This window comes from Stenotrophomonas sp. STEN147 (genome assembly GCF_056757995.1).
Map to the genome: position 1 here is coordinate 132,859 of NZ_JBRRCG010000005.1, position 16,662 is coordinate 149,520.

General features: G+C 67.9%; 14 protein-coding genes and 3 tRNA genes. 11 read left to right on the forward strand and 6 right to left on the reverse strand.

The window, feature by feature from the left end; all coding sequences use genetic code 11:
* The first annotated feature begins 5 nt into the window (after nt 1-5).
* Nucleotides 6-1,082, forward strand: coding sequence for a tRNA epoxyqueuosine(34) reductase QueG (gene queG, locus ACVOKU_RS07800; RefSeq protein ID WP_065181916.1), 1,077 nt, complete (start codon nt 6-8; stop codon nt 1,080-1,082).
* A gap of 69 nt (nt 1,083-1,151) precedes the next feature.
* Nucleotides 1,152-2,492 (forward strand): exodeoxyribonuclease VII large subunit, encoded by a 1,341-nt coding sequence (gene xseA / locus ACVOKU_RS07805; protein ID WP_481559561.1) that lies wholly within the window; start codon nt 1,152-1,154, stop codon nt 2,490-2,492.
* Between the two features lie 35 nt (nt 2,493-2,527).
* Here xseA and ACVOKU_RS07810 read toward each other — a convergent pair whose 3' ends face one another.
* Together ACVOKU_RS07810 and ACVOKU_RS07815 are read right to left on the reverse strand one after the other, a co-directional pair.
* Entirely contained in the window at nt 2,528-3,424 is an 897-nt protein-coding gene (locus ACVOKU_RS07810) for a M48 family metallopeptidase (protein WP_053520218.1), read from the reverse strand.
* A gap of 86 nt (nt 3,425-3,510) precedes the next feature.
* Nucleotides 3,511-5,394, reverse strand: coding sequence for an SUMF1/EgtB/PvdO family nonheme iron enzyme (locus ACVOKU_RS07815; protein ID WP_481559562.1), 1,884 nt, complete (start codon nt 5,392-5,394; stop codon nt 3,511-3,513).
* Nucleotides 5,395-5,478: 84 nt separating this feature from the next.
* On the opposite strand from ACVOKU_RS07815, the gene rnd reads away from it, so the two are divergent.
* Nucleotides 5,479-6,558: a ribonuclease D gene (rnd, locus tag ACVOKU_RS07820; RefSeq protein ID WP_481559563.1), complete on the forward strand. Its 1,080-nt coding sequence runs from the start codon at nt 5,479-5,481 to the stop codon at nt 6,556-6,558.
* Nucleotides 6,559-6,625: 67 nt separating this feature from the next.
* Here rnd and ACVOKU_RS07825 read toward each other — a convergent pair whose 3' ends face one another.
* Nucleotides 6,626-8,920 (reverse strand): TonB-dependent receptor, encoded by a 2,295-nt coding sequence (locus ACVOKU_RS07825; protein WP_481559589.1) that lies wholly within the window; start codon nt 8,918-8,920, stop codon nt 6,626-6,628.
* Between the two features lie 252 nt (nt 8,921-9,172).
* On the opposite strand from ACVOKU_RS07825, the gene ACVOKU_RS07830 reads away from it, so the two are divergent.
* Nucleotides 9,173-9,248, forward strand: a tRNA-Ala gene (locus ACVOKU_RS07830).
* 38 nt (nt 9,249-9,286) lie between these two features.
* Nucleotides 9,287-9,721 (forward strand): VOC family protein, encoded by a 435-nt coding sequence (locus tag ACVOKU_RS07835; RefSeq protein WP_481559590.1) that lies wholly within the window; start codon nt 9,287-9,289, stop codon nt 9,719-9,721.
* A gap of 13 nt (nt 9,722-9,734) precedes the next feature.
* On the opposite strand, the gene ACVOKU_RS07840 is transcribed toward ACVOKU_RS07835, so the two are convergent.
* Both ACVOKU_RS07840 and ACVOKU_RS07845 read right to left on the reverse strand, forming a co-directional pair.
* Complete coding sequence (locus ACVOKU_RS07840; protein WP_312551774.1) at nt 9,735-9,908, reverse strand: hypothetical protein; 174 nt, start codon at nt 9,906-9,908, stop codon at nt 9,735-9,737.
* Between the two features lie 109 nt (nt 9,909-10,017).
* A complete protein-coding gene (locus tag ACVOKU_RS07845) occupies nt 10,018-10,779 on the reverse strand; it encodes an SDR family oxidoreductase (protein ID WP_481559564.1) in 762 nt (253 codons plus the stop codon).
* A 132-nt stretch (nt 10,780-10,911) separates the two neighbouring features.
* Here ACVOKU_RS07845 and ACVOKU_RS07850 point away from each other — a divergent pair, with 132 nt between their 5' ends.
* The gene (locus ACVOKU_RS07850; protein ID WP_065175524.1) at nt 10,912-11,751 is read left to right on the forward strand and encodes a bifunctional transcriptional activator/DNA repair enzyme AdaA; all 840 of its coding nucleotides are present in this window, start codon (nt 10,912-10,914) and stop codon (nt 11,749-11,751) included.
* A 90-nt stretch (nt 11,752-11,841) separates the two neighbouring features.
* Here the strand turns inward: ACVOKU_RS07850 and ACVOKU_RS07855 are convergent, their stop codons facing one another.
* The gene (locus ACVOKU_RS07855) at nt 11,842-12,867 is read right to left on the reverse strand and encodes an NADP-dependent oxidoreductase (RefSeq protein WP_312551777.1); all 1,026 of its coding nucleotides are present in this window, start codon (nt 12,865-12,867) and stop codon (nt 11,842-11,844) included.
* A 365-nt stretch (nt 12,868-13,232) separates the two neighbouring features.
* Between ACVOKU_RS07855 and ACVOKU_RS07860 the strand changes: the two genes are divergently transcribed.
* From ACVOKU_RS07860 to ACVOKU_RS07880, 5 genes are all read left to right on the forward strand, one after another.
* Nucleotides 13,233-13,308: transfer RNA gene (locus tag ACVOKU_RS07860), tRNA-Phe, on the forward strand.
* A gap of 74 nt (nt 13,309-13,382) precedes the next feature.
* Nucleotides 13,383-13,458: transfer RNA gene (locus tag ACVOKU_RS07865), tRNA-Phe, on the forward strand.
* Nucleotides 13,459-13,585: 127 nt separating this feature from the next.
* Complete coding sequence (locus ACVOKU_RS07870) at nt 13,586-14,137, forward strand: lipocalin family protein (protein WP_481559565.1); 552 nt, start codon at nt 13,586-13,588, stop codon at nt 14,135-14,137.
* 163 nt (nt 14,138-14,300) lie between these two features.
* Nucleotides 14,301-14,777: an LEA/WHy family protein gene (locus ACVOKU_RS07875; RefSeq protein ID WP_481559566.1), complete on the forward strand. Its 477-nt coding sequence runs from the start codon at nt 14,301-14,303 to the stop codon at nt 14,775-14,777.
* 61 nt (nt 14,778-14,838) lie between these two features.
* Entirely contained in the window at nt 14,839-16,629 is a 1,791-nt protein-coding gene (locus ACVOKU_RS07880) for an acyl-CoA dehydrogenase C-terminal domain-containing protein (protein WP_481559567.1), read from the forward strand.
* The last annotated feature ends 33 nt before the right edge of the window (nt 16,630-16,662 follow it).

The following is a 16,662-nucleotide window of genomic DNA, read 5'->3' on the forward strand; positions in this document are numbered from 1 at the left end:
TGCACATGTCCTCCGTCCCCGCCCCTGCCCCAGCCGACCCGGTCCAGGCCGTGCAGCGCATCCGCGAACTGGCCCGTGCACACGGTTTCCAGCGCTGCGGCATTGCCGGCATCGAGCTGGGCGAGGACGAGGCACACCTGGCCGACTGGCTGGGCCAGGGCCTGTACGGGACCATGGACTGGATGGCACGCCACGGCACGCTGCGCGCACGCCCGGCGGAACTGCTGCCGGGCACGGTGCGGGTCATTTCCGTGGGCATGGACTACAGCCACCGCGACGATACCGAAGCCTGGGCGACCCTGGCCGATCCCGGCCGCGCCTACGTAGCGCGCTACGCGCTGGGGCGCGACTACCACAAGCTGATGCGCAACCGCCTGCAGAAGCTCGCTGCGCGGATCAACGATGAAGTCGCGCCACTGGGCTACCGCGTTTTCGTCGATTCGGCACCGGTGCTGGAACGGGCCCTGGCCCGCAACGCCGGGCTCGGCTGGATCGGCAAGCACACCTGCCTGATCGATCGCCAGGGGGGCTCATGGTTCTTCATCGGCGAGATCTACATCGACCTGCCGTTGCCGGTCGACGCGCCCGCCACTGCGCACTGCGGCACCTGCACGCGCTGCATCGACATCTGCCCCACGCGCGCCATCACCGGCCCGCACCGGCTGGATGCGCGCCGCTGCATTTCCTATCTGACCATCGAGCATGACGGCGCGATCCCCGAGGACATGCGGCCACTGATCGGCAATCGCATCTACGGCTGCGACGACTGCCAGCTGGTCTGCCCGTGGAACAAGTTTGCCAAGCGCACCGATGAAGCCGATTTCCGCGCACGCAACAACCTGGACACCGCGCGCCTGGATCAGCTGTTCGCCTGGGACGAGGCGGAATTCCTGCGCCGCACCGAGGGCAGCCCGATCCGTCGCAGCGGCCATGAGCGCTGGCTGCGCAACATCGCTGTGGCACTGGGCAACGCGCCGACAGCGCCGCAGACCCTGGCCGCACTGCAGACCCGCATCGATGATCCCTCGCCGCTGGTGCGCGAGCACGTGCAGTGGGCGCTGGCACAGCACCGCACGACCTGACCCGGGCGTGCCCGGCGCGCGCCAACGTGCGATCCTGAGTGCCCGCTCCACCCGCAGCGCGCCGTACCCATGCAGCCACGCAACAACGACATTCTCACTCCCAGCCAGCTCAACACGCTGGCGCGCGACCTGCTGGAAGGCAGCTTCCCGGCGATCTGGGTCGAAGCCGAACTGGGCAGCGTGGCCCGCCCTGCGTCCGGGCACCTGTACTTCACCCTGAAGGACGCACGGGCGCAGCTGCGTGCGGCGATGTTCCGGATGAAGGCGCAGTACCTGAAGTTCGTACCGCGCGAGGGCATGCGCGTGCTGGTGCGTGGCCGGGTGACCCTGTACGACGCACGCGGCGAGTACCAGATGGTGCTCGACCACATGGAGGAAGCCGGTGAAGGCGCGCTGCGGCGGGCGTTCGAGGAGCTGAAGGCGCGCTTGGACGCCGAAGGCCTGTTCGATCCTGCTCGCAAGCGGGCGCTGCCCGCGCATGTGCGGCGGCTGGCGGTGATCACCTCGCCGACCGGCGCCGCCGTGCGCGATGTGCTGAGCGTACTGGGCCGCCGTTTCCCGCTGCTGGAGGTGGACCTGCTGCCGACCCTGGTGCAGGGCTCCAGCGCCGCCGCGCAGATCACCCGCCTGCTGCAGGCAGCCGATGCCAGTGGTCGCTACGACGTGATCCTGCTGACCCGCGGCGGCGGTTCACTGGAAGATCTATGGGCATTCAACGACGAAGCGCTGGCGCGCGCGATCGCCGCCAGCGAGACGCCGGTCGTGTCGGCCGTCGGCCACGAGACCGACTTCAGCCTGAGTGATTTTGCCGCCGACCTGCGCGCGCCGACACCTTCGGTGGCGGCCGAGCTGCTGGTCCCCGACCAGCGTGACCTGGCCCTGCGCCTGCGCCGCAATGCCGCGCGGCTGGCACAGCTGCAGCGCCACGCGGTAGGACAGGCCATGCAGCGCGCCGACCGTGCGCTGTTGCGATTGAATGCGCAGAGCCCGCAGGCCCGGCTGGACCTGTTGCGGCGCCGTCAGCTGGAGCTGGGCCGGCGCCTGTACGCGGCCTTCAACCAGCAGCAGGAGCGCCGTGCCGCGCGCCTGCGCCATGCCGCCGCGGTGCTGCGTGGCCATCATCCGCAGCGCCAGCTGGATGCGATGCAGCGTCGCCTGTCGGCCCTGCGCGGACGCCCCCATGCAGCGATGCAGCGGCTGCTGCAACGCGATGCGCTGCGCCTGCGCGGCCTGGCCCGGTCCCTGGAAGCGGTCAGTCCATTGGCCACGGTGGCACGCGGTTACAGCATCCTGACCCGTGCCGATGATGGTGCACTGGTACGACAGGTTGAACAGGTCCAGCCCGGCGACGCACTGCAGGCACGCGTGGGCGACGGCGTCATCGACGTGCAGGTCACTTCGGTCAGGTAAGGGGGCGGCCAAGGCGCAGCCTGGCGTGCGCCTTCCTACCTGGCCGCCTCACAGAACTGCTTCCGGTACTCCAGCGCCTTCGGCATCAGTGCCTGCAGATTCTGGATCCGGGTTCCCGGGTTGGGGTGGGTGGAGGCGAACTCCGGCGGCGACTGACCACCACTGGCCTGGCCCATCCGCTGCCACAGCGGCACCGCTTCGCGCGGATCGAAACAGGCAGCCGCAGCCAGCATCAACCCCACCTCATCGGCCTGGGTCTCGTGGCTGCGTGCATAGGGCAGCAGATAGCCATAGCCCATCGCCGACATCACCATCTGCTGCTGCTGCGCATCCATGCCACTGGCAGCCCCGGCCATCTGCCCGATCTGGGTCAGCTTCTGCTGTGCCATGCGCTGCGCTCCATGGCGCAGCAGCGCATGGGCGATCTCATGCCCCATCACCACCGCCATCGCATCCTTGGTCCGCGCCACCGGCACCAGCCCGGTATAGACCGCCATCTTCCCGCCCGGCAGGCAGAAGGCGTTGGCCTGCTCGGAGGGGATCACGTTCACCTCCCACTGGAAGCTGCGCGCGAAATGGGCCGGCTCCACGCCATGCTCCCGCGCCAATGCGGTCTCCACCACATCGACCTTGGCGATCAACCGCTCGGCAATCGCACGCACGTCACGCGAGATCTGCGCGTTCGGGTCCAGTGGCCGCTCCTGCGCCAGGATCTGCTGGTAGGCCTGCAGGCCCAGCGCGGTTTCCTGCTGGGCATCCAGGCTGCTGTCGATCATGACCTTCTCGCCGGTATAGGGATCGACCGTCCGGTTCGAAAACCAGTAAAAGGCCGCGTAACCCGCCGCCAGCAGCAGTACCCACCAGCGGATGTTGCCGAACAGGCCACGCCGCTGCGGGCCCTGCGGCGAGCGGGAAAATGGGTCGTTGCGCATGCGGTGGTCTTCCGGCTGGCCCCGCCGGCCGGCGGGCACGGCGCAATCTTAGTGTGCCGGAGCCCGCGCCGGGTGAAGCCGGCCGCTCAGATGCCGCGTACCAGGCGGAACCCGATGCGGGCGTTGGTGGTGTCCGAGTCCTGCGACTGCCGCCAGGCCGCCCGGGTCTGCTCGGGAGAGTTCGCCCAGTTGCCTCCGCGGATCACCCGCGCCCGGCAACCCGGGTTGAACCAGGCCACGCCGTCGGAGGGCGCACGCCGGTAGCTGGAATGCCAGCAGTCGGCCACCCATTCGCTGAGATTGCCGGCCATGTCGTGCAGGCCGAACGCGTTGGCCCGGAAGTTCGCCACCGGCGCCGGGCCCCACCAGCCATCGCCATAGCCGATGAACGCGTTGTGCCAGTGCCGGCCGGACGGCGAGACATCCTTGCTGCCGGTGAAGTTGCCGCTGCCCGGCGGGGGCGTGCCTGCATCCCCCCAGGGATAACGGCCGCTGCTGCCGGCGCGCAGCGCGTACTCGAATTCGGCCTCGCTGGGCAGCCGGTAGCTGTAGCCGGTCTGCTCGGACAGCCATGCGGCATAGTTTTCCGCGTCGCGCACGCTCACATGCATCACAGGCGCATTGCCCAGCGCGCGTGCGCCGTCGTAATCCGAGCGCCAGTCGACACCGCTGCGGCGGATGAAGTTGCCGCTGCGCTCGTCATAGACCACCGAATGACCGCGACGGGTCGCGCGTGGGCGGGCATTGGTGGCTTTGACGTAGCGCTCGAAATCGCTGACGGTGACCTCGGTGATGGCCATCGCGAAACCGCGGTCAAATCGTACGTAATGCGAAGGGCGCTCGGCATCGGTGGCGCCGGGCTCGGCGTCCCCTGCGCCCATCTGGAAGCCGCCATGCGGCACCACCACCATCTGCGGGCCACGCCCGCCATCGCGCATCGCATCGCTGAACACCTGGCCGGGACGGAAGCTGCCGTAATGGGTTGCCAGATCGATGCGCTCGCGCAGCTGCGCCACGACCGCGTCGCCGGGCAGCGCGATGCGCAGTGCTTCGGCCAGCTTCTCGCGTGCTGGTTTCAGGCCCTGCGGCGTCGCCAGGTCGCGCAGGCCCTCGTCGCGCAGCTGCACCAGGGTGTCGGCCCGGATCTGCTCGATGCGCTCGAAGGCGTCGGCGATGGTCGGCGAGGAATCACGGACCTTGCTGGCTTCAGCCAGCCAGGTGCCGGCACTGGCGAAGTCACGGCGGCGGGCGGCCTCCTCGGCACGCCGGATCAGGCCGCTCTCCGCCGCAGCAAGGCCCTGGCGTGCGCGGCGGTTGCCCTCGTCAAGCGCCAACGCCTCGCGGAAACTGCCGATCGCGCCGTCACCGTCCTCGCCGATCCGGTCCGCGCGCAGGTCCTCCTCGCCGGCCCGGTTGTAGGCCACCACGCGTTGCGCGGTCTCCACCCGCGCCTGCAGGGCACGGACCTTTTCATCGTCAGGGGCCAGGGTCAGCAACACCAGCGCCTGGCGTCCCGCTTCGGCCAACGCCTCGCGCTGCTGCAGCGGCCGCACCAGCAAGGCGTCGGTCTGCTGCAGCAGGCGCTGGCGGGCACGCAGCAGGCCAGCACGGGCCTGGCGGTCGTCAGGCACCTCCTCCTGCACCGCCAGCCACAGCGGGATGGCGGCATCGCCATCCTCGTACAGCCGATCCTGGGCAAACGCCTGCTGGGCGGCCCTTCGCAGCTGCGCCAGGCTGCGCCCCTCCCGATCGACACGGGGCGGCGTCCACTGCTGCACGTCTTCGGCGGCATCCTCACCGGCGATGGTCACGCTGCCCTGCACCGCCGGCCGATCCTCCGGCGCCGGTGGCGATGCCGCCTGGCCGGAACCCTCGCCGGCCTTGCCTGCCGGTGTCGGCGGTGACGGGGTGCAGGCGACCAGAGCCAGGACCAGGCTGGCGCACAGCGCGGACGACAGCGGAAAACGCAAGCAGAGCCTCCTTCGGCACGGACGCGGACCGACGTTAGGCTATTCTCCCCTGCCTGAGCAAACCCGAGTAGCAGGCCCTGACCCGTGGCAATCTGGATCACCACCCCCGCCGAGCTGGATGCGTACTACCAGCAGCGCCCCACCCGCATCGGTCTGGACACCGAATTCATCCGTGAACGCACCTTCTGGCCACAACTGGCGCTGGTGCAGATGGCGGTCGGCGAGGACATCCTGCTGATCGATCCGCTGATTCCCGGCATGCCCGAAGCACTGGCCCCCTGGCTGACCGATACGTCGATCATCAAGGTGATGCACAGCGCCAGCGAGGATCTGGTGGCCTTCAAGTGGACCTGCGGCGTGCTGCCACGACCGCTGTTCGATACCCAGATCGGCGCGGCGCTGGCCGGGATCGGTGCCGGCATGGGCTACCAGAAGCTGGTGCAGGAGATCACCGGCGTGACCCTGGCCAAGGGCGAGACCCGCTCGGACTGGATGCGCCGCCCGCTCTCCGAGTCGCAGCTGCAGTATGCCGCCGATGACGTCGAGCACCTGTTCGCGCTGCATGACGCGATCGACGCGAGACTGCGGGCGATGGGACGCCAGCAGTGGCTGCACGACGACGCTGAACGTCTGTTGGCCAGCGTCGCCAACGATGAGGACCGCTGGCCGCACCTGTCCATGCGCTCGGCCCAGTTCCTCGATGCCGAGGCACAGCGACGCCTGCTGCGCCTGCTGCGCTGGCGCGATGTGCAGGCACGCCAGAGTGACCGGCCGCGCAGCTGGATCCTGGACAACGAACTTGCCGCCCTGCTGGCGCGCTCGCCACCGGCCGATGTCGACGCGCTCGCCAAGCTGTTCGAATCGTTCCCGAAGGCGCCGCGCAAGCTGACAGCCGCCGTGTGGCAGGCCCTGGACACTCCGCTGGCCGATGAGCAGAACGCGCCGCTGGCAAGCCAACCCACCGACAGCAGCAAGAAGACGCTGAAGAAGATGCAGGATGCCGTGGCCGAATGCAGCCGCGAACTGGGCCTGGCGGACGGCGTGCTGGCCTCGCGCAAGCATCTGGAAAGCTACCTGGAGCACCGCCAGTGGCCGTCGGCGCTGGCCGGCTGGCGCCAGCAGGCGCTGGAATCGCGCCTGCAGCCATTGCTGCCGGTGCGCTGACAGCCCGCTGCAGCAACGGAAAGGGGCGGCCAGGATCACCGGGCCGCCCCTTCCGGCAACCGTTCGATTACCAGTTCATGTTCAGCGACACACCCACGGTACGCGGCTCGTTGTACACCGCGGCCATGTAGTTCTCGATCACGCCCTTGAGATTCTTCTCGTTGGTGACGTTGCGTGCGAACAGCGCGACTTCATAGGCACCGTAGTTGCCGGAGTAACCGATCTTCAGGCCGCCCTCGAAGTCACCCTTGGAGTTGAACTCCCTGCTGTCATACAGCACGAAGCTGGTGTAGCCCTGCTTGTTCCAGTCGGTGGACACGAACATCGTGGCCGCGTCGCTGACCGGGAAATCGTAGCGTGCGGCCAGGTTGACGTTGTACTTCGGTGCGTTCGGCAACGGGTTGCCGTCGATCTGCGCGAAGGTGTTCGCACCCACCTTGATGGTCGGATCATCCACCGTGCACACCACCTGGCCATTCAGGCCGCAGACCTGCGCGTACACGCGCTTGTCCTTGATCTCGCTGTGCAGCAGGCTGACACCGGCGCTCAGGGTCAGGTTGGGAACCGGACGCAGTTCCATGTCTGCTTCGAAACCATACGCCTTGGCCTTGTCTGCATTGAACAGCACGCCGTTGCCGTCCGAATCGTTGCCGTTGAGCTGGATATCGTTGACGGTGTAGGTGAACGCGGTGGCGTTCAGGCGCAGGCGGTTGTCCCACAGGCTGCTCTTCACGCCGGCCTCCCAGGACAGGATGGTCTCCGAGTCGGCGGTGGTGAAGTCGGCATTGAACACCGCCGAACGGCCCTGGATGGTGGGCCCACGGAAGCCGCGCGCCACCTTCGCATAGACGCTGACGTCCGGCGTGATCTGGTACATCGCACTCAGGTCCCAGCTGGGCGTGGTATCGGACATCCTGACGTCAGTGCGGCCCTTGTAGGTCACCACACCGGCCGCGGTATCGGCGGTCTTCAGCAGCCGGGTGTGCTTCTCGTCGCGGGTCTGGCGCAGGCCGGCGGTCACCGTGAACCTGTCGGTGAAGGCGTAGCTGAGCTGGCCGAAACCGGCCCAGGAGGTGTTCTTGTTGCGCAGGCGTACCCAGTTGTTCGGATTGCGCGCAGCGCCCTGCAGGAACCAGGCACGCTGGTAGAAGTCGGTGGTGTCGCTGCCGTTGAAATAGAACGCGCCGGCCTGCCACTGCAACGCGCTGTCGTCATGGCTGGCCAGACGGAATTCCTGGGTCCACTGGTCCAGGTCGCGGATCCGGCCCATCGACTGGCCGTAACCGTTGGGCACGCCGTTGACCGGATAGTTCACCGCAGCACCGCCATCGGTATCGCCACGGCTGTAACCGGAGGTGGTTTCATACGCGGTGATCGAAGTGAAGTCGATCGCGCCGAAGTCATAGCGCGCCTTCACCGAGCCACCGTAGGTCTTGTAGGCCTGCGGGTTGTTGTCGGCTTCGTCGTAGGCGACCTGGTCGCGCGGCACGTCGGTGCGGTTGGAACCCTTGGTCAGCGCGCCGCGCAGGAACAGGGTCGAGGTGCCTTCGTAATCGCGCGCGTGTGCCGAGGCCAGGATCGAGAACTGCTCGCTCGGCGTCAGCAGCAGCTGGGCGCGGACGTTGCGGTCATCGAAACCGCCCATGGCGTTCTTCTTCGGGCTGACGGTGCCATCCGCACTCGGGCCGCTGTAGGTGTTGTCGACATAGTCATCGCGATGCTGGTACAGGGCCGACACGCGGAACGAGGCGATATCGTTGATCGGACCGCCAAAGCCGCCATCGATCGACACGCTGTTGTAACTGGCGTAGCTGGCGCTGACGCGGCCGGTGTAGTCCTGCGTCGGCTTGAGCGTGTCGAACTTGACGATGCCGGCCGTGGTGTTGCGGCCGAACAGCGAACCCTGCGGGCCGCGCAGCACTTCCACCTGGTCCACGTCGTAGACCGGATTGGACTTGAGCACCACGTGCTCCAGCACCACGTCATCCTGGATGATCGACACCGGCTGGGAAGCGCCCAGATAGAAATCGATGTTGCCCAGCCCGCGGATGTAGAAGCGCGGGAAGATGCGACCGGTGGTGGTTTCCGCATACAGGCTCGGCACGCGGCCGGACAGCGCCAGCAGGGTGTCGTCGCCGCCGGCGGTGAAGTCGCGCATGCGCTCGCCCTGCACGACGCCCACCGACACCGGCACCTCCTGCAGGTTCTGCTCACGGTGTTCGGCGGTCACGGTGATGGTATCCAGCCCGGTGGGGGTCGGCGCACTGTCCTGCGCCGCGGCGCCGAAGCTGCCGACCAGCGCCAGGCCTGCGCAGGCCAGCGCGAGCGGATGGCGACGGAAGGAAACGAGGGAAGACGACATGCCCGACAGACGGCGGGAATCGGTATGGGAAGGCATCGAAAGCTCTGAGGAGACGTCCGGGCGGCCTGCGCGGGCCGGGCGGCGAGAAAGGGAACTGCTGCGCAGACTGGGGATTATCCTCCAAATTGTTACGATTTCGTTTCGCGCAACGGAATCGCACGAAAGCCGGCGGACTCGGCACAGTCGCCTATGGGCACGGTCGCGCGTCGCTTGGCAAGGCCGACCGCCAGCGATACAATGACAGCGCACTACGGGGCCATAGCTCAGCTGGGAGAGCGCGTCGTTCGCAATGACGAGGTCAGGAGTTCGATCCTCCTTGGCTCCACCATCCACGTGCCCACCAGGGCATGAAAAAGGCCGGAACTCCTGACACCCAGGGTCCGGCCTTTTTCGTTCTACACTCCGGGCAACCGGCAATGTACTGGATCGATGAAGATCACATCACTCTCCCCCATTCTGTCAGTGAACGATATCGGGGAGTCGATCGAGTTCTATCGGCGTGTGCTTGGCTTCGACCTGGCCTGGTCGTGGGGCGAACCGGCCGACATCGCGGCTGTGTGCCGCGATGGAGTCGAGATCACCCTGACCCGTCGCCCTGGTGCCAAGCCCGCTGGGGGCTCACATGTCTACCTCAATGTCACAGATGTCGACGCCTTCCATGCGAGGCTGCTGGACGCTGGAGTCGCGGTGCGGGTCCCCATCGGTGAGCGGGCCTATGGCATGCGCGACTTCCGCGTGGCCGATCCCAGCGATAACGAACTCAGCATCGGGCAGCCGCTGGTCCCGGTAGACGACGCTTGAAGCAATGACGCGTTCAGGCAGGCTCCTGCCCGCCATCCTTGCGCCGTGGACTGCGCGAGTGGGCGTCACGCACCTGCTGATCGCGCTGTCCCGGACGCTGCTTGGCGACGTCGTCCTGCTTCCGGTCCTGGCGGCTTTCCTGCACCCCCTGACGTGGATCGGGCGTGTCCTTTTCGTGTCTGCTCATGCGTGGCTCCGCCGCCGGCGGAGGCCGGCGCTGGTGCCACGCTAGAGGTCGCCGGGTAACGGACGGGTCAGTCCGGCGCGAACGCCATGTGCAGCCGCCTGCCGTCCCCTCAGGTGCGATTGATGGATACACCGCCGTCCACGCGCATCGCACTGCCGGTCACGAAGCTGCCTTCATCGCTGGCAAGGAACAGCGCAGCGTTGGCGATCTCTTCCGGCCCGGCCAGGCGCTTGAGCGCATGCAGCGACCGTACGAAGTGCAGCGCATCCTCGTCTGGCGCAGCCTGCCGGCCCATCTCCGTGTCGGTGCCGCCGGGCAGCAGCACGTTGCAACGCACGCCCCGTGCGCCGTACTCGGCGGCGATCACCTGGCTCAGGCCGATCAGCCCGGCCTTGCTCGAGGCGTAGGCGGCCATGCCGGGCAAGCCGACGGTATGGCCGACGATGGTGCCGACGAACACCAGCGAGCCGCCGCCCCGCGCCAGCAGGGCTGGCAACTGCGCACGCGCGGCGTGGAAGGCTGCATCGAGGTTGGTGGCCATCACCTGCCTCCAGGCGTCCACCGGAAACTCCGCAGCGGGCACGCCCGGCCCCAGCATCCCGGCGTTGTTGATCGCGATGTCCAGGCCTCCGAAGGCCCGCTGCGCCAGGTCGACCAGCACCTGTGCGGTGTCCGGCCCGGCGACATCGGCGGCATGCACCACCGCCTCGCCGCCGGCAGCACGGATCTGATCGGCCAGCGCCTGCAACGGCTCCGGCTGCCGCGCGTTGAGCACCAGCCTTGCGCCCTCGGCGGCGAAACGCAGCGCGCAGGCGCGGCCGATGCCGGCGCTGGCACCGGTGATGAGGGCGATCTTGTCGTGCAGGCGCATGTTCGGGGTCCAGGCAGTGAAGTGGACCCTACGATGTCGTGCCCCTGCCCGGTTGACACTCCGTTTCCGGGCCCTGCTGGCGCGTGCAGGAAACGGAGTTTCCGCCAGCGGGGCACGTGCCAGAATCGACGCATGGACACTGCCATCGCAACCACCGATGCCCGTGTCGAACGCGTCTGCCGCCACCTGCAGGCCCGTCTCGACGAACCCTCGCTGCAGGAGCTTGCCGAACTGGCGGGCTGCAGCCCCACCCGGCTGCATCGCCTGTTCAAGCAGGCCACCGGATTGACCCCGAAGCAGTATGCGGCGGCCCTGCGTGCCGATCGGCTGCGCACGGGACTGCAACAGCAGGCGCGTATCACCGATGCCTTCCACGACGCCGGCTTCGGCTCCAGCGGCCGCTTCTACGAGAATGCGCCGCGCCTGCTGGGAATGACGCCCCGGCAATGGCGCAGCGGTGGACGCGGTGAGGTGATCCATTTCGCCATCGCCGAAAGCTCGCTGGGCAGCGTACTGGTGGCCAGCAGCAGCATCGGCGTGGTGGCGATCCTGCTCGGCGACGATCCGGAAGCGCTGCTGCAGTCGTTGCAGCAACGCTTCCGCCAGGCCGAGCTGGTCGGCGCCGACAGCGGCTACGAGCAGCTGGTCGCGCAGGTGATCGGCCTGGTCGAGGATCCGGCACGTGGCGCGACACTGCCACTGGACATCCGCGGCACCGCCTTCCAGCAGCGCGTCTGGCAGGCGCTGCAGCAGATTCCGCAGGGGCAGACCGCATCGTATGCCGACATTGCCGCGCGCATCGGCGCGCCGCGTTCCAGCCGCGCGGTCGCGCGTGCCTGCGCCAGCAATCCACTGGCGGTGGCGGTGCCATGCCATCGCGTGGTGCGCCGCGATGGCGATCTGTCCGGCTATGCCTGGGGTGTGGCCCGCAAGCGCGAACTGCTGCGCCGGGAGAATGCCGCCAACGGCTGATGCCGCCGCATCAGGACCGGGCGGATGCCGCCCGTGGCCGGCTCACGCCGTGGCAGCGCCGGGCCATGCTCGGCAGACCTCGGCGAGGGCTCAGTCCAGCTTCACCACCAGCTTGCCGAAGTTGCGCCCCTGCAGCAGCCCGAAGAAGGCATCCGGTGCGCTCTGCAGCCCTTCGACCACGTCCTCGCGGTACTGGATGCGCCCTTCCCGCAGCCAGTGCGCCATCTCGCGCTCGAACTGCGGCCACAGGTGGTTGAAGTCGTGCACGATGAAGCCGCGCACCGTCAGCCGCTGCCGCAGGATCTGGCTGAACAATGCCGGCAGGCGATCGGGCCCGGGATGCTCGACGCCGCGCGCGTTGTAGGTGGCGATGGTGCCGCAGACCGGAATGCGCGCGAAATCGTTGAGCAGTGGCAGCACCGCGTCGAGTACGTGGCCGCCGACATTCTCGAAGTAGACGTCGATGCCGTCCGGCACGGCGGCGCGCAGCTGCGCGGCGAAATCGGCCGCGCGATGGTCCAGCGCCACGTCCACGCCAAGCGATTGCAGGTAGGCGCGCTTGCCATCGCCGCCGGCAATGGCGACCACGCGGGCGCCCTGCAGTTTGGCCAGCTGGGCGACGGTTGCCCCCACCGGTCCGGTCGCTGCGGCGACCACCAGCGTCTCGCCCGGCTGCAGCCGGGCGATTTCATGCAGGCTGGAATACGCGGTGAATCCCGGCATGCCATACACGCCGAGTGCCGTGCTCAGCGGCAGGCCCGCCGGGTCCAGCCGGCGCCCCAGCACCTGCGCATCCAGCACCGCATGGGTCTGCCATCCACCGGGCGCCAGGAACAGCTCGCCCACTGCGATTCCGGCCGCATTCGACTGCAGCACTTCGGCGACGGTCTGCCCTTCCATCACCGCACCCACGGCAACGGGAGGCGCATAGGAAGGTCCCTCGTCCATGCGCCCGCGCATATACGGATCCAGCGACAGATAGCGGTTGCGCAGCAGCACCTGTCCTGCTGCCGGCGCCGGCAGCGGCGACTGCTCCAGGCGGAAATTGGCAGCGATCGGCGCACCCTGCGGCCGCGAGGCGAGCACGATGCGGGTGGTGGTGGGTTGATCAGGCATGGGATGGACTCTGCTGCGGGCAGCATTGGACAGGAGGGGCGACAATACGCCGCGACGATCGGCGCGTGCGGCGGCGAAAACAGCGTTCCATCGCCTGCCTGATGGACCCGCGGCCGCATGCCCTGCCCCTGCGTGTTTGCCGATGCGGGCGGTCCGCTGATTTCCGCTGCAGGCGACGATCGCCGCCGCGACCACCCGCCTCGTCCGCCATCGACCTGCGCCGCCACCTCGGCACGACGCAGGATCAACCACTTGCGCCCGCGCAGACGGCAATGTGAAGGTTTTTTTCCAAAATGCTTGCCGAAGACAGCCGACCTCCGTAATATGCGCGTCCTTGGCAGCGACGTCGCTGCAACGAAACACGTGGCCGAGTAGCTCAGTTGGTAGAGCAGGGGATTGAAAATCCCCGTGTCGGCGGTTCGATTCCGTCCTCGGCCACCACGTTCGAAGGCCTGCAGAAATGCAGGTCTTTTTTTTCCGGCCACCGCTGTCGATCGCGGTCTGCCGCACAATCTGGCCGAGTAGCTCAGTTGGTAGAGCAGGGGATTGAAAATCCCCGTGTCGGCGGTTCGATTCCGTCCTCGGCCACCATGCTTGAAGACCTGCAGAAATGCGGGTCTTTTTTTTGTTTCCGGCGCGCCATGCAGGCGGTTGACGAAACATTCACACCGGCACGCAGCACGCCCCCTACGCTCCAGTGTCCTGCCGGAGTCTGCCGATGCATCTGCGCCCTGCCCTGTTCGCCTGCCTGCTGCTGGCTTCGCTGTCCGCGACCGCCAGCGAACCCGTGCGTGCCGTCGATGCGCTGGACATCGACCGCTATGCCGGCCAGTGGCACGAGATCGCCCACCTGCCCGTGTCGTTCCAGAAGCGCTGCGTTGGCGACATCACCGCACACTATGCACTGCGCAGCGATGGCCGCATCAGCGTCACCAATGCCTGCCGCAATGGCGACGGCGAACGCGTGGTGGCTGAAGGCGTGGCCCGGCCCGTGGCCGGACATCCCGGCCAGCTGCAGGTGCGCTTCGTCCCCGACTGGCTGAGCTGGGTGCCGCTGGTCTGGGCCGACTACTGGGTGCTGGCGCTGGATCCGGACTACCAGTGGGCGATGGTCGGCGGCCCTGACCGCAAGTATCTGTGGATCCTGTCGCGCCTGCCGGAAATGGACCGCGCACGGTTCGAACAGCTGAAGGCCAAGGCCGAGGCGATGGGCTACGACCTGGCGCCGCTGCGCCTGATGGCACCGATACGCGACGCAGCGGCCGACTGAGCCGCCCCGCGCGGCTGCGCGCAACGCGCCCACCCGGGCGCTGCGCGTGCCCGGCCGCCATCTTCACGCGCTACCCTCTGCGGCGGGTCGCCAGAGGCGATCCACTAAACCATACGCCGTAGTATGCTTACGCCAACGCACCCCCTTCAGAGGACTTGCGCCCATGTTGCACCGTTTCCGTACCGTCTTGATCGTCCTGTGCACCCTCGCCCTCGCCGCCTGCAGCGACGGCATCGTCAAGCGCGTCTCGGAACCGGCCGCCAGCCTGCAGCAGCTGACCGTCCGCGCCGACGGCAACTGGACCGTGGCGCTGCGCCTGCAGAACTACAGCTCGATGCCGATGACCTTCGACGATGTGTCCCTGGCGCTGAGCGTCGGCGACAGCGAAGCCGGCACCCTGCAGGCCCGTCCCGGCATCTCCATCGGCGGCACCTCCGCCGACGTCATCACGGTCGACCTGGTGCCCAGCTCGGCCGCGCGCCTGGTGGTGGCCGATGCGCTGGCCGGCAACCGCACCCTGGCCTATTCCCTGAAAGGTTCGGTGACAGCCACGCCGCAGGAAAAGAAGCAGCGCAGCTTCGACGTCAGCAGCCGCAGCACGTTGAACCAGGCGCCGGGCCTGCCGGGCGTGCTGCGCTGAACACCGCTTTCCATCGCGGCGCACCGCGCCGTTCTCCCTGTCCCTGATCGAGACGTATCCGATGAGCAGCTACACCGCCCCGCTTTCCGACCTCCGTTTCGCCCTGCACGACGTGCTCAAGGTCGAACCGCTGTTCGCCCGCCTGGGCTTCACCGACGCCACCGCCGACGTGGTCGATGCCGTGCTGGAAGAAGCCGGCCGTTTCAGCGCGAGCGTGCTGGCCCCGCTCAACAGCGTGGGCGATGAAATCGGCTGCGTGCTCGACCAGGCCACCGGCGAAGTCACCACCCCGCCTGGCTTCAAGCAGGCATATGACCAGTTCGTCGACGGCGGCTGGACCGGCCTGACCGCCGCGCCGGAACTGGGCGGCCAGGGCCTGCCACACACCCTGGGCGTGCCGCTGAACGAAATGATCAACGCCGCCAATCTGGCGTGGGGCAATTTCCCGCTGCTCTCGCACGGCGCCATTGAAGCGCTCAGGCAGCACGGCGAAGCGTGGCAGCACGACGCCTTCCTGAAGCCCCTGATCGAAGGCCGCTGGACCGGCACCATGTGCCTGACCGAACCGCACTGCGGTACCGACCTGGGCCTGCTCAAGACCAAGGCCGAGCCGAACGCCGATGGCAGCTATGCGATCACCGGCACCAAGATCTTCATCACTGCCGGCGAGCACGACCTGACCGGCAACATCGTGCACCTGGTGCTGGCCAAGCTGCCCGACGCGCCTCCGGGTGCAAAGGGAATCTCGCTGTTCGTCACCCCGAAGTTCAAGGTCGACCGCGAGGGCAACGTCGGCGAGCGCAACGCACTGCGCTGCGGCTCCATCGAGCACAAGATGGGCATCAAGGGTTCGGTCACCTGCGTGATGAACTTCGACGGCGCGCAGGGCTATCTGGTCGGCCAGCCGCACAAGGGCCTGCAGGCGATGTTCACCATGATGAACACCGCGCGCCTGGGCGTCGGCCTGCAGGGCATCGGCCTGTCCGAACGCGCCTATCAGAACGCGCTCAAGTACAGCCGTGAGCGCCTGCAGTCGCGCGCCCTGAGCGGCGCGAAGTTCCCGGACAGGCCGGCCGACCCGATCCTGGTCCATCCGGACGTGCGCCGCATGCTGCTGACGGTGAAGTCACTGGTCGAAGGCAGCCGTCTGCTGGCCCTGCACGCGGCCACCCTGATCGACATCGCCCACCGCGCCGACGACGCTGCCGAGCGCGAGCGCGCCGACACCCTGGTGAGCTTCCTGACCCCGATCTCCAAGGCCTGCCAGACCGAATGGGGCATCGAGAACACCTACAACGCCCTGCAGTGCTTCGGTGGCCACGGCTACATCCGCGAACACGGCATGGAGCAGCTGGCGCGCGATGCACGCATCACCACGCTGTATGAAGGCACCACCGGCATCCAGGCGCTGGACCTGATCGGCCGCAAGACCGCCTCCAGCCAGGGGGCCGGCCTCAAGCTGATGCTGGCCGAGATCGAGGCCTTCGCCAGGGAACACGAGGGCAACGAAGCGCTGGCCGAGTTCATCGGCCCGCTGCGCGCCAAGGCTGCCGAATGGGGCAAGCTGACCATGGACGTGCTGCAGCGCGCGGCCGGCAACCCGGACGAACTGGGTGCGGCCAGCTACGACTACCTGTTCTATTCCGGCTACGTGGTGCTGGCGTACTGGTGGGCACGCAGTGTCGCCGCCGCCGACGCCAGTGCGCACGGCGCGGCATTCGCGCAGGGCAAGCGCGAGACCGCGCGCTTCTACTTCGCCCGTGTGCTGCCGCGTACGCTCAGCCATGCTGCCGCGATCCAGGCCGGTGCCGCGCCGCTGATGGCGATGGACGACGAGCGCTTCGGCGCCTGAGCCCTTCCCGCCGGTAGATCCACGCCATGCGGA